13 protein-coding genes are annotated in these 12,356 nt (G+C 46.0%); 11 read left to right on the forward strand and 2 right to left on the reverse strand.

Going from position 1 to position 12,356, the window contains the following annotated elements:
- Positions 1–43: 43 nt before the first annotated feature.
- The gene (locus ACLUWI_RS02330) at positions 44–385 is read right to left on the reverse strand and encodes a hypothetical protein (protein ID WP_412145993.1); all 342 of its coding nucleotides are present in this window, start codon (positions 383–385) and stop codon (positions 44–46) included.
- Positions 386–695: 310 nt separating this feature from the next.
- On the reverse strand, positions 696–959 hold the full coding sequence (locus ACLUWI_RS02335) for a hypothetical protein (RefSeq protein WP_272208940.1): 264 nt from the start codon (positions 957–959) through the stop codon (positions 696–698).
- 284 nt (positions 960–1,243) lie between these two features.
- Between ACLUWI_RS02335 and rihA the strand changes: the two genes are divergently transcribed.
- From rihA to ACLUWI_RS02390, 11 genes are all read left to right on the forward strand, one after another.
- Positions 1,244–2,182 carry a pyrimidine-specific ribonucleoside hydrolase RihA gene (gene rihA / locus ACLUWI_RS02340; protein WP_412145994.1) on the forward strand — a complete coding sequence of 313 codons (939 nt, stop codon included), beginning with the start codon at positions 1,244–1,246 and terminating at the stop codon, positions 2,180–2,182.
- Between the two features lie 328 nt (positions 2,183–2,510).
- The gene (locus ACLUWI_RS02345; protein ID WP_412145995.1) at positions 2,511–3,194 is read left to right on the forward strand and encodes an amino acid ABC transporter permease; all 684 of its coding nucleotides are present in this window, start codon (positions 2,511–2,513) and stop codon (positions 3,192–3,194) included.
- Between the two features lie 9 nt (positions 3,195–3,203).
- Complete coding sequence (locus tag ACLUWI_RS02350; RefSeq protein ID WP_412145996.1) at positions 3,204–3,956, forward strand: amino acid ABC transporter ATP-binding protein; 753 nt, start codon at positions 3,204–3,206, stop codon at positions 3,954–3,956.
- A gap of 24 nt (positions 3,957–3,980) precedes the next feature.
- Positions 3,981–4,766, forward strand: coding sequence for a transporter substrate-binding domain-containing protein (locus ACLUWI_RS02355; RefSeq protein ID WP_412145997.1), 786 nt, complete (start codon positions 3,981–3,983; stop codon positions 4,764–4,766).
- Between the two features lie 325 nt (positions 4,767–5,091).
- Complete coding sequence (locus tag ACLUWI_RS02360) at positions 5,092–6,867, forward strand: LytS/YhcK type 5TM receptor domain-containing protein (RefSeq protein ID WP_412145998.1); 1,776 nt, start codon at positions 5,092–5,094, stop codon at positions 6,865–6,867.
- On the forward strand, positions 6,867–7,604 hold the full coding sequence (locus ACLUWI_RS02365) for a LytR/AlgR family response regulator transcription factor (RefSeq protein WP_412145999.1): 738 nt from the start codon (positions 6,867–6,869) through the stop codon (positions 7,602–7,604). Before ACLUWI_RS02360 ends, ACLUWI_RS02365 begins: the two co-directional genes overlap by 1 nt.
- Before the next feature lie 273 nt (positions 7,605–7,877).
- Positions 7,878–8,342 carry a CidA/LrgA family protein gene (locus ACLUWI_RS02370; protein WP_412146000.1) on the forward strand — a complete coding sequence of 155 codons (465 nt, stop codon included), beginning with the start codon at positions 7,878–7,880 and terminating at the stop codon, positions 8,340–8,342.
- Positions 8,343–8,373: 31 nt separating this feature from the next.
- Complete coding sequence (locus ACLUWI_RS02375) at positions 8,374–9,108, forward strand: LrgB family protein (protein ID WP_412146001.1); 735 nt, start codon at positions 8,374–8,376, stop codon at positions 9,106–9,108.
- A gap of 25 nt (positions 9,109–9,133) precedes the next feature.
- A complete protein-coding gene (locus ACLUWI_RS02380) occupies positions 9,134–10,120 on the forward strand; it encodes an L-lactate dehydrogenase (RefSeq protein WP_412146002.1) in 987 nt (328 codons plus the stop codon).
- 146 nt (positions 10,121–10,266) lie between these two features.
- The gene (gene pdhA, locus ACLUWI_RS02385) at positions 10,267–11,358 is read left to right on the forward strand and encodes a pyruvate dehydrogenase (acetyl-transferring) E1 component subunit alpha (protein ID WP_412146003.1); all 1,092 of its coding nucleotides are present in this window, start codon (positions 10,267–10,269) and stop codon (positions 11,356–11,358) included.
- A 2-nt stretch (positions 11,359–11,360) separates the two neighbouring features.
- Positions 11,361–12,338, forward strand: a complete 978-nt coding sequence (locus tag ACLUWI_RS02390) for an alpha-ketoacid dehydrogenase subunit beta (RefSeq protein WP_412146004.1) — start codon at positions 11,361–11,363, stop codon at positions 12,336–12,338.
- The last annotated feature ends 18 nt before the right edge of the window (positions 12,339–12,356 follow it).

The raw sequence follows: 12,356 nt of genomic DNA on the forward strand, positions 1-12,356 counted from the left end.
GCATTTGGGGAACAACGGCGATTAAGCTGATTGAGACATGAATTTAAAGTGCTAGCGGCATGGCACTGTCTAACGCCATCACCGCATCATAGATACTATCACGATCGGTTCTGGTATAGGCATGTTTTTTCAATTTTTCATCAACTAATTGACGAAATTCCTTAGCCTGCTCCAAGAATTTGACATATTGTGACGCATTTTCAACCTCACTGGTATGATACATAAATTCATTCATCGTATTGACGTTGCGCTGAAAAGCATCCAGATGAGCCCAGAGCCGTTCCTTAACGCCGGTTGACTTCATGGCATCAACGAACAGCCGTTGCACGTTGACGGCTTCTTGATAGGCCAAGCGCATGTAGTCGCGAATATAGTTTTCAGTCATGATCTGCCTCCGATAGATGATCTTATTTTTTATGATAGCAGTTTTTGGCGAACAATGGTCTAAATCGGATGGGAAAATAATTCTATTAGGCTCAAGATAGTTGCATTATAAGGTGAGCTTACGTTTGAACGTCAATTTGAATAGATTTTATCGAGATATTTGCCGTCAACTATGTCAAGCCTGGTAGATTTCAGTTAAAATTGGTATATGTATATTTATTTTTAGTAAAAGGTCGGATCAGTTTGATGTATCAGAAAAGATATGTAATAAAACCCGTTGCCAAGCATTTTGCTTAGTAACGGGTTTTTGATCAGCGTGCCTTAGCCAGACTTTGGCAAACCGTGGTCGTTTCTTTTTCAACCAGCGGCAGAATATCCATGGCCATGCAGTCGTCAATATGCAGCTTGACTTGGTAGTCGCGGTCGTTAGGGAAGAAAGCATGATCTTGAACGTAGACGATCGCGCTTTGTACGGAATCCAAATGCCGCCGCTCGATTACTTCCGACAGTTCAACTGCCAGTAGCTCGATCATTTTTTGATTGTGGTGATACTTGAAAAAGCTGCGCAAAGTCACGTTTCATGCCTCCTAAAATTTATTAAAGCTAAGATGCTTTTTTCGATTACTCACGAGATAGTATTTTAGCTGAATAGATCTAAAAATCAAGCCTTTTACCACGAAAAAAATATTATATTTTGATGGGAAATCGAGCCGCTGAAAAACCTCGTCAGATCAAGGATTCTTTGGCTTTCAAAGCAAATTTTAAAAATTAAATTGGGGATTTGAAGTCGTTAGGTAAAATGTTATACTAGTTTTATTGATGAAAACGCTTTATCGGATATGGAAAGGCAGGAAAATTTATGACGAAAAAAATCATCCTTGATTGCGATCCTGGTCATGATGATGCTTTGGCAATGATGCTGGCGGTGGCCTCGCCTAAAATTGAGCTGCTGGCCGTTACTACCTCAGCCGGCAATCAAACGCCTGATAAGACACTCAACAACGCCATGCGAATGCTTAAGCTGTTGGGCCGAGAAGACATTCCGGTTGCTGGCGGGAATCGGACGCCGTTGGTCAAACCATTGGAAACTGCCGGTGAGGTGCATGGTGAAAGCGGTCTGGACGGCTATCCGCTGCCTGAACCGGATTTTCAGCCAGTTGATCTAACAGCAATTGAATTGATTGCCAAAACGCTTAATGAAAGTTCAACGCCGGTGACGCTGGTAGTCACTGGGCCAATGACCAACGCGGCGCTTTTTTTGCGAGTGTATCCTGAGTTGGCCAAGGCAAAGATTGATCAGATCGTCTACATGGGTGGAGCCATGGGTCTTGGAAACTGGCAGCCCAGCGTAGAATTCAACATTTTTGTTGATCCTGAGGCGGCCAAGATCGTCATGAATTTCGGGATTCCATTGGTGATGGCACCATTAAATGTTACGCACCAGGCCCAGATTCTAAAACCAGAAATCGAGGCATTAAAACAGATTAAGAATCCGGTTGGCCAGGCATTTTATGGGCTGCTGAGCTTTTTTGAGCGCTATCATGAAAATCCGAAGTGGGGCTTTCAAGGCGCGCCGCTGCATGATCCTTGCACGATTGCCTGGTTGATTGAACCAGAGATGTTCCAAACCGAAAAAATGAACGTTGACGTTGAAACGGCCGGTGAGCTGACGCGCGGCGAAACGGTCTGCGACTACTATCAGCTGACCAGCAAACCGCAAAATACCGAGGTTATGCTGGGCATCAATCGACAGCGTTTTATTGAAATGATTATGGAAGCATTGCATAGTTTTGACTAATTTAATAAAACTGACATCGGTTTTTGCCAATGTCAGTTTTATTTTTGATTTTTGGTTGACAGCTTATTTTTAGTAAGTTATCATACAATTACTAACTTTTTCAAAGGAGAAATCGGCAATGGCAAACTTTAATTCACTGACCAATCATCTGTGTTGCAGCGGACCGCGCTTAGGCTGTCCGCTTATTGCCGTTGCCCAGCTGGTTGGCTGAAAGACGGTCGGATCAGCATCAAGCGCAGCCTGGTCAATCCCGACTGCGCCTTTTTTATTGCTTTAAGCAACTAAAGCTGTAAATTTCATTTGAGACGTTCAATTTAGGAGGAATAGGATGTGGCATACGATTCAAAGCTCGCTGCCAGAACTGTTGGCGGCCGGCTTTAAATATACGATTCCTTTAGCCCTGGTGTCTTTTTTCTGGGGTCTGCTGATTGCACTTTGCGTAGCATTGATTCGTTTGTCCAGGCAAAATGGCGCGTTTCGGATCTTGAAGGGAATTGCGGTCTTTTATGTCTGGCTGTTTCGCTCAACGCCATTATTGGTCCAGCTGTTCATCGTCTTTTTTGGGCTGCCGCACTTGGTCATACCTGGAGTCTTTCCTGATGGCGTGCAGCTCAAGCCGTTTACCGCTGGTGTGATTACGTTCTCGCTTAATACTGGCGCCTATGCTTCCGAAACGATTCGGGCGGCGATTGCTTCCGTCCCCAAAGGTCAATGGGAAGCGGCTGAGGCAATTGGTATGACCAGACTGCAGGTGCTTTGGCGTATCATTTTACCCCAGGCATTGCGGGTCGCGCTGCCGCCACTGGCCAATTCATTTATCAGTCTGGTCAAGGATACCTCGCTGGCAGCCTCAATTACGATTGCTGAAATGTTTTCGGTGGCACAGCAGATCACGGCTGAAAACTATGAGCCGCTTTTGATGTACATCATCGTGGCTTTGATCTATGCCTTGTTTACGACTGTTTTGTCGCGGCTGCAGGCTTGGCTGGAAAAAACGCTGGCCGTCCAATAGGAGGTTTAAATGAAAGTCGCTAAGATTAACAAATGGTTTGGTGAAAAGCACGTTTTAAAAGATGTCAGCCTGGAGTTTCCAACGGGACAGACAACGGTTTTGGTTGGTCCTTCTGGGTCAGGCAAATCAACGATCCTGCGCTCGTTGAATCTGTTGGAGCGGCCAGATCGCGGTACGTATGATTTTGATGAGCTGCATTTTGATTTTGAAAAGAGCGTTAGCCGGAAGCAAAAGCTGAAGTTGCGACAAAAAACAGGTATGGTTTTTCAAGACTATAACCTGTTTCCGCATCTGACGGTTCTGCAAAACGTCACGGAAGGCCCAGTGCGCGTGCTCAAGCAGTCTAGGAACGAGGCTGATAAAGCAGCTTTGGAAATATTGAGCAAGGTAGGACTGCGGGATTTGGCCGCCGCCTATCCTGCGCAGCTTTCTGGTGGGCAGGCGCAGCGAGTAGCGATCGCCCGCGCGTTGGCTATGAAACCGGGATATGTTTTATTAGACGAGCCAACCTCCGCGCTTGATCCTGAACTAGAATTAGAAGTTTTGCGCGTACTGCTTAAGCTGGCTCAGGAAAATCAATCGCTGATTATTGTAACGCATAATATGGTCTTTGCTCGTCGCATTGCTGACAAGATCGTTTTTGTCGAGAATGGTACGATCAAATATGACGGTGATCCGACAGCTTTTTTTGCGCCTGATAACCCTGATGAAAGAATTCGACGTTTTATTGCGGCCATGACAATGGAAGAACTGGAAGTATAAAAGAAAAAGACGAGGGATAACAACATGAAGATTTTTAAGAAGATTGCCCTAATGACAGCTGCACTGGCATTGGGAACCGTAATTGGCACGACAATCAGCCATGCTGACTCAGTTAAGTCCGAGTTAAAAACGCCTGATACGCTGACGATCGGTCTGGAAGGTACCTACGCGCCATTTTCATACCGCAAAGATGGCAAACTGCAGGGATTTGAGGTTGAGTTGGGCAAAGCCGTTGCTAAAAAAATGGGATTAAAGGCCAAGTTTGTGCCAACCAAGTGGGATTCTTTGATTGCTGGTTTAGGCGCCAAGAAGTTTGACGTGGTGATGAACAACATTGCCCAAACGCCTGAACGCGAAAAGAAGTACCTTTTCTCAGATCCCTACATTTCATCACACTTTGTCATGATCGTTAAAAAGAACAGTTCGCTTAAAACGCTTAAGTCAATTAAGGGTCATAAGTTTGCTGCCGGTGTTGGTACCAATAATGCCACGCTGGTTAAAAAATATGGCGGAATTACGGTTGATGACAGCGATTTTGCCAGTGGATTGGATATGATCAAGCAAGGTCGGGTCGATGGGATGATCAATAGTCGCGAGGCCTGGTACGTTTATGCTAAAAAGCACAGCACCAAGGGACTTAAGATGATTGATGTCTCTAGTGAAGCCAAGCCGGTCAAAATCGCGGCAATGTTCAACAAAAACTCATCGGCACTGCAAAACAAATACAACCAGGCACTGCAGGAACTGCAAAAGGATGGCACGGTCGAAAAACTTTCGCAAAAGTACTTTGGCGCGGATATTACAAAATAGCAGGCAAGACATGGTCTAGAAAATTTCTGGATCATGTTTTTTAATTATGCCTAGCTCATTCCTATGGCAACCTGGGAATGTAAAAGGCATTGGTAATTAGATGATCACTGCTCAAGCAACTGCGGCTGTTTGAGTAAATCGTCCGTATCTATGCAAATTGTGGTTCAGACACTCAATACTGGGGTGTCTGCTCACAAGCCATCGACTTTAGCCGATGGTGGTTGACTTGCCGAAATAAATTCAATTCTTGTTAAGGCTCTCACTAAGCTGTTGGCTGATTGTGGTATATTAAAGTTATTGGATGAGCAAGATTAAGGAGAAATGAATGGGAGAATTAGCTTTTTTAACTGCCGAACGTGTCGGTCTGATTATTTTGTTAGCCTTTATTTTGGTTAATATTCGGCCGTTTCGTCGGCTGCTTTTGGAGTCAACGCCAGCCAACCTGTTTAAACTGGCATTGATTTTTTCGGCGTTTGCAATTATTTCAAATTTATTGGGGCTTGAAATTGATCCTGATAATCACATCATGCGTGAGACTATTTTATGGCATGTTCATAATGGTTATTCGGTTGCCAACGTTCGTATTCTGGCGGTGACCGTAGCCGGAATCGTTGGCGGACCGGGAGTAGGTGGGATGACAGGGCTGGTTGCCGGAACTCATCGCATGATGCAGGAAAGCTGGTCGGCGGATGCCTGGTTTTATATCATCAGTTCAACTTTAATCGGGATTTTGTCTGGCATGCTCTATCACAAAGATCGGCGGCATTTTGTCGTGATGCCGCCTTGGCAAGGTTTTTTGGTTAGTTTGGTGATGGAATCGATTCAGATGATCTTTGTCGGTTTATTCAGTCCGACTCATCTGAAGCTGGTACGGTTTATCGCGCTGCCGATGATCGTGATCAGTTCGATTGGGACCGCGTTTTTTCTGATGATTCTGGCTTTGTATTTTCGGCAGGAAGTTGATACGCGTGCTGTGCAGACCCGTTCAGTAATGAAACTGGCGGTTAAGACGCTGCCGGCATTTCGACATGGACTGCAGGCAGAATCAGCCAAGCAGGTTGCCAGTCTGATTTTAGAGTATACTGACTTTGATGCAGTTGGAATTGCCAATAACGAAAAAACGCTGGCTTTTGCAGGAGTGGGCAGTGATCACCATTATCATGACATGCCAAAAGCCAACGTTCCAAAATTTGCCAATGAGGCGCTAAACGACAAGCAGACACAGCTGGCCTATAATGCTGCGCAGATTGGCTGTTGCGATGACCATTGCCCTTTGCAGGCGGGGATGGCAATTCCTTTGACCCTGGGCAGCCGTGTGTTGGGCGTTTTAACGCTGTATTTTAAGGAAAACTGGCAGCTGACCCCCGTTGAGATTCAAACCGGTGAAGGGCTGGGCGAGATTCTGGCCACGCAGATTGTACTAGGAGAAAAAGAACGTCAGGCTGGGCTACTTAGGGATGCCGAGCTTAAATCGCTGCAGGCCCAGATCAGTCCCCACTTTTTCTTTAATTCAATCAATACGATTATTGCGATTTCACGATTTGATAGTGAAAAAGCCCGCTTTTTACTGCGGGAACTCAGTACGTTTTTTCGTTCTAATCTGCTGGGGGCCAACCAGTCGAAGATTCCCCTTAAACAAGAAGAAGCCCATGTCAAGGCCTATTTGAATTTAGAGCAGACCCGTTTTCCTGATAAGTATGACGTTGGCTTTTATAGCAGTGTCGATGACCGGGTACTGGTACCGCCGTTTGCGATTCAGGTTTTGGTAGAAAACGCGATTCATCATGCTTTTGGCAATCGCAAGACCGGTAACGTTATCAATATTTGGATTACCAAATCAGGCAGATACTTAGAGATTAGGGTTGCGGATAATGGTGAGGGGGTTGATCCAGACGTTATTGGTAAATTAGGTAAGGATAAAATTAACTCTGAGCATGGCAGCGGCACTGCCTTGCAAAACTTGAATGCACGTTTGAAGGGATTGTATGGCGATAGCGCTAAAATGCAGATTGTTACTGGTAAGACTGGGACCTCAATCTCACTTTTGATTCCTTATGCACAAACCGAACAGAAGCTAGATCCGGAAGGGGCGTCCATGTAATGAAAGTATTAATTGTTGATGATGAACCGTTAGCGAGAAATGAGCTGCACTATTTATTGAAAGAAAACATGCTGATCGATCAGATTGACGAGGCAGACGGCGTAATGGCTGCCGATCAAAAGGTCAACACTGACCATCCCGATCTGGTTTTTTTGGACATTAAACTAGATGATGGCAATGGCATGGCACTAGCCAGGCGTTGGAAAAAGCTGCCTCAGCCACCAGCAGTCGTTTTTGCCACGGCCTATGACAGCTATGCGGTCGATGCCTTTAATGAAGCCGCTGTTGACTATATTTTAAAGCCATTTGACCCAGAAAGAATTAAAGAAGCTGTTGTCAGAGTTGCCAAGATCCGTGGTAACGGCGATCGGGTGGAAAATGTAGCTGAGCAGGCAGCCTGGCATAATCCGCGGCTTTCAATTACGATTGATGACAAAACGATGGTGATTCAAAAACGTGACATTATGTACATTGAGACCCAAGGCGGCTATACGCATCTGCATCTTAGAGGCGACAAGCTTTTGATCAGCCGCCAGACTTTGACAAGTATTGCTCAACTGCTTGATCCAAAGCATTTTCTACGAATTCATCGCGGATATATCGTTAATTTGGACCAGATTGATGAAATGCAGCCCAGCTTCAACCATACTTACGAATTAACGCTCAAAGACGGCAGCAAAATCCCCGTCAGCCGATCATATGTAGCAAAAACCAAGAAAGCAATCGGCCTGCAATAACTTGAATTATCTAAAATTTGCACAAGTGTTGAATGTCTAGATGATGCATTCAATGCTTTTTATTTTGTCGAAAAAATGCATTTAGGGCATTTCACGGGGGCCAAAGGGCATTTCAGAACAAAATTCGGTCAATCAATGTGAAAGTTAACACAAATTTAATAAAGGAACCTACAATACATTGTGTAATCGATAGCAAAGATGATCATCTTAACTAGATTAACTGCACTTATTTTATTTGGTATTTTGGATTGATTTGAGGAGAGGACAACTCACATGGATAAGAAAGAAAAGCAAACGCCGGCTAAGGAAGAAAAAAAGGCGGCACCAATTCTGATTCAAATGGGGATTTTTGGCGCAATCCTGTTCGTTTCACAGCTGATTTCGGATCTGTTCCCAGCTAGCTTCGTTGTACCAACGCCACTGATCGGGATGATTTTGCTCTACATTTTGCTGGCAACGCATATTGTTAAACTGGAACAGGTTGAAAAGTTCGGTGACTTTATGATCAGCCTGATTGCCTTTCTGTTCGTGCCATCAGGCGTTCAGCTTTGTGGCAGTTTGGGACTGATGAAGCGTGAAGGTCTGCAAGACATCTGTGTCATCATTATCTCCACGATCATCATGCTGGTAGTGATCGCCTACGTTGGTAACTTCTTTGTCAAGATGCACCAACGCTTGTCCAATAAGTCAGGGAATGTTTCTGCACAAAACGGCTCACAACACCATATGGCTCACTAATCGCTGCATGAGAAAAGGGAGGATTTAAGCAATGTTTACTCAATCACTAATGCTGCCATATACTGGTATCTTTATTTCACTTGTTGGCTACTTGTTAGGGATGTGGCTGTTTAAGATCAGTCATGGTTTCTTCTTGTTCACCCCGCTTTTGGTCGGAATGGTCTTTGGGATCGCGGTTTTGGCAATCTGGGCCAAGGGCATCGGTTCAACGACGGCTGCCGTTTATACTAAGTACTACCTGCCAGGTGGGAACATTATTTTCTGGTTCCTAAACCCTGCTACGGCCGCTTTTGCTATTCCGCTGTATCGCCGGAATGATATCTTTAAGAAGTACTGGCTCGATATTGTTTTGACGCTGTTTGTCGGCGGTTTTATTTCACTGTTTGGTATTCAGATGGTTTCCAAGCTGTTTGGTCTGTCACGAGTTTCGACGGCTGCCATGCTGCCACAGGCTGCCACGACTGCTGTTGCCATGCCAATTGCTAAAGGGGTTGGCGGTGACCCAGCCATTACGGCCATGGCCTGCATCTTAAACGCCGTAATCATCTACGCATTGGCCAACTTCTTGATCAAGGTATTCCGTTTGAACAAGCTTTCTCGCGTTGGTAACGGTCTGGCATTGGGTTCTGCCGGCCACGCTGTTGGTACTGCCAAGGCTTTGCAGCTGGGTTCTATTGAAGGGGCAATGGCTTCGGTTGCCGTTGTTATCGTTTCGTTGGCAATGGACATTCTGGTTCCGCTTTATGTCAACTTGTTCATGAAATAATTAACAAACAAAGGGGTATTTCAATATGTCATATCGACAACAAAAAGTCGTGCTGATTGGTGATGGCGCTGTTGGTTCTGCTTATGCATTTGCCATGGTTCAACAGGGATTGGCTGAAGAATTTGCCATTATCAACCACACCAAGAGCAAAGGGGAGGGTGACACGCTGGATTTGGAGGACGCGACGGTTTTTACCTCGCCCAAAAAAGTTGAATCAGCTGACTACTCGGTCTGCCAAGATGCTGATCTGGTCGTAATTTGTGCGGGAGCAGCGCAAAAGCCTGGCGAAACGCGGCTGCAGCTGATCAACAAGAATCTTAAGATCATGGCCGATGTAACAGAAAATGTCGTTAAGTCTGGTTTTAACGGGATTTTCTTGGTTGCTGCCAACCCTGTCGATATCTTGACTTACGCCGTTCAAAAGATCTCCGGATTCCCAACCAGTCGCGTGATCAGTTCTGGTACGCTGCTTGACTCGGCACGGCTTCGCGTTGCTTTGGCCAAGGAATTCAACGTTAGTCCAGCCGATGTTTCTGCCAACGTCTTAGGCGAACACGGTGACTCCGAATTTGCGGCCTACTCATCGGCGGCAATTGGCGGCAAGAATCTGTTGCAGATTGCTAAAGAAGAAGGAATTTCTGAGGATCGGCTCAAGCAGATTGAAGATGAGACTCGTCACAAAGCCTACGAAATCATTAATCGTAAAGGTGCCACCTACTATGGGGTAGCCACGGCTTTGATGCGGATTACCAAGGCTATCCTGCGTAATGAAAATGCCGTTTTGCCAATTGGTGCCTATGTCAATGGCGAGTATGGTGTTAAGGATCTGTACCTTGGCACGCCTGCGGTTATCAACGCGCACGGGGTAGAACAGGTTATCGACGTACAGCTTGACGAACGCGAACAAAAGGCAATGGCTCATTCGGCAAAAGTTTTGCGTGAAGCAGTGGATAATGGTATGCGTGAAACTGGTCTGGATAAGAAGATCGTTTCATTGAGCAGTAAAGCATAAAAATTCACAATCTAGATAGAGAAAACGTTTTCTTTTATGAAAAAATGTTTTCTCTTTTTTTTGTAAAAAAGCCTTGATTTTTTCTAAAAATGTTATAAAACTATAACTGTAAGCGTTTCATTGTTTATTGAAGGAGGTTGTTCTAGATGAAAAAGTTGGATTTTGAGGAATTGAAGCACAATCCCGAAATCAAGCCGCTTCAAGTTCTGGACGAGGATGGCAAAGTTGTCAATCCTGATTTGATGCCTGACCTGAGTGACGAAGAGCTGGTTGAACTGTTCAAGCAGATGATCTGGTCTCGTGTATTGGGCGACCGTACGATGAAGCTTTGTCGCCAAGGCCGCTTAGGATTCTTTGCTCCTACTGCTGGTGAGGAAGCCAGTCAAATGGGTTCCAATTTTGCAATGAGCAAGGATGACTTTCTGCTGGGCGGCTACCGTGACGTGCCACAATTGGTTAAGCACGGTCTGCCAATGTGGAAAGGTTTCTTGTGGAGCAAGGGACATGTCAACGGCAATAAATACCCCGAAGAATTAAACGCGGTTCCGCCTCAGATCATTATCGGTGCTCAATATGCGCAAACAGCTGGGGTTGCGCTTGGAATCAAGAAGAAGGGTGAAAAGAACGTTGCCTACACCTACACCGGTGATGGTGGTACTTCACAGGGGGACTTTTACGAAGGCGTCAACTTTGCCAGTGCCTTTAAAGCACCAGCTCTGTTCTTCGTACAAAACAACCTATATGCTATTTCAGTTCCAAGAAAGGCGCAGACGGCGGCCCCAACCTTGGCACAAAAAGCCGTTGCCTGCGGAATTCCTGGACTGCAGGTTGATGGGATGGACGCCTTGGCAGTCTACAGCGTTGCCAAGCAGGCTCGTGACTGGATCACGGCCGGTAATGGTCCAGTGCTGATTGAAACGCTGTGCTATCGTTACGGACCACACACCACGGCCGGTGACGTGCCACGTCGTTACCGTTCTGAAGAAGAAGAAGATGTCTGGTTGAAGAAAGACCCATTGATTCGGATGCGTAAGTTCCTGGAGAGCAAGGGCCTTTGGGATGAAGACAAGGAAAAGGCTTGTGTTGAAGCAGCCAACAAAGAAGTCGATGACGCAATGCAGGAAGTTGAATCACAACCAACGCAGACCGTTACCGAACTGATGCAAAACGAATATGTGGTTACGCCACCAGCTATTCAAAAAGAGTTGGATGCATATCAAGCAAAGGAGGCTAAGTAATCATGGCTAAGATGACAATGATCAAAGCAATTACAGCTGCCATGGACGAAGAGCTTGCTCATGACGATAAGGTAATGATCTTTGGTGAAGACGTTGGTAAAAACGGCGGGGTCTTTCGGGCAACTGATGGTCTGCAGGAAAAATACGGTAATGATCGTGTATTCGACACGCCGCTGGCTGAATCCGGCATTATCGGCTTGGCCAATGGGATGGCGCTGAAAGGATTCCGTCCGGTACCTGAACTGCAGTTTATGGGCTTTATCTATGAAGCCTTTGATGAACTGGCCGGTCAAATGGCACGTTACCGCTTCCGGATGGGTGGCTCGCGCAAATTCCCAATTACGGTGCGTGCTCCGTTTGGTGGCGGTGTTCACACGCCAGAACTGCACTCGGACAGCTTTGAGGGCCTGCTGACTCAGGTTCCTGGCCTGCGTGTGGTTGCGCCAAGTGGTCCATATGATGCCAAGGGACTTTTGATCTCTGCTATTCGCTCCGATGATCCGGTCTTCTACTGTGAACACATGAAGCTGTACCGTTCCATTAAGGAAGAAGTGCCTGATGAAGCCTACACCATTCCTTTGGACAAGGCGGCCGTCAAGCGTGAAGGCACTGATGTATCGATTATTACGTACGGCTACATGGTTCAAGAAAGTCTGGCAGCTGCTGAAGAACTGGCAAAAGACGGTATCAATGCGGAAGTCGTTGATCTGCGGACGTTGGCACCGCTTGACGAAGACACGATTCTGGCATCCGTTAAGAAGACGGGTCGTGTTGTCCTGGTTCAAGAAGCCCAAAAACAAGCCGGTGTTGGCGGTCAAGTTGCCTCATTGATTGGTGAGAAAGGTATTTTGTATCTGGATGCGCCAATTGCACGGGTAGCTGCTCCTGACACGCCATACCCATTCAGTGATGCTGAGGAAGTATGGCTGCCTAACAAGCAAGATATCGTTGACAAGGTTAAGGAAACTGTCAACTTTTAATCGCGAGGTGGAAGATCA

Origin of the sequence: Limosilactobacillus mucosae (genome assembly GCF_046939755.1) — a bacterium.
In the GTDB taxonomy this organism is placed as follows: domain Bacteria; phylum Bacillota; class Bacilli; order Lactobacillales; family Lactobacillaceae; genus Limosilactobacillus; species Limosilactobacillus mucosae_A.

Coding starts and splice junctions, on each gene's coding strand:
- ACLUWI_RS02330 (WP_412145993.1), bottom strand. CDS start 385: ATGACTGAAAACTATATTCGCGACTACATGCGCTTGGCCTATCAAGAA.
- ACLUWI_RS02370 (WP_412146000.1), top strand. CDS start 7,878: ATGGATAAGAAAGAAAAGCAAACGCCGGCTAAGGAAGAAAAAAAGGCG.
- pdhA (WP_412146003.1), top strand. CDS start 10,267: ATGAAAAAGTTGGATTTTGAGGAATTGAAGCACAATCCCGAAATCAAG.
- ACLUWI_RS02360 (WP_412145998.1), top strand. CDS start 5,092: ATGGGAGAATTAGCTTTTTTAACTGCCGAACGTGTCGGTCTGATTATT.
- ACLUWI_RS02345 (WP_412145995.1), top strand. CDS start 2,511: ATGTGGCATACGATTCAAAGCTCGCTGCCAGAACTGTTGGCGGCCGGC.
- rihA (WP_412145994.1), top strand. CDS start 1,244: ATGACGAAAAAAATCATCCTTGATTGCGATCCTGGTCATGATGATGCT.
- ACLUWI_RS02350 (WP_412145996.1), top strand. CDS start 3,204: ATGAAAGTCGCTAAGATTAACAAATGGTTTGGTGAAAAGCACGTTTTA.
- ACLUWI_RS02380 (WP_412146002.1), top strand. CDS start 9,134: ATGTCATATCGACAACAAAAAGTCGTGCTGATTGGTGATGGCGCTGTT.
- ACLUWI_RS02390 (WP_412146004.1), top strand. CDS start 11,361: ATGGCTAAGATGACAATGATCAAAGCAATTACAGCTGCCATGGACGAA.
- ACLUWI_RS02375 (WP_412146001.1), top strand. CDS start 8,374: ATGTTTACTCAATCACTAATGCTGCCATATACTGGTATCTTTATTTCA.
- ACLUWI_RS02365 (WP_412145999.1), top strand. CDS start 6,867: ATGAAAGTATTAATTGTTGATGATGAACCGTTAGCGAGAAATGAGCTG.
- ACLUWI_RS02355 (WP_412145997.1), top strand. CDS start 3,981: ATGAAGATTTTTAAGAAGATTGCCCTAATGACAGCTGCACTGGCATTG.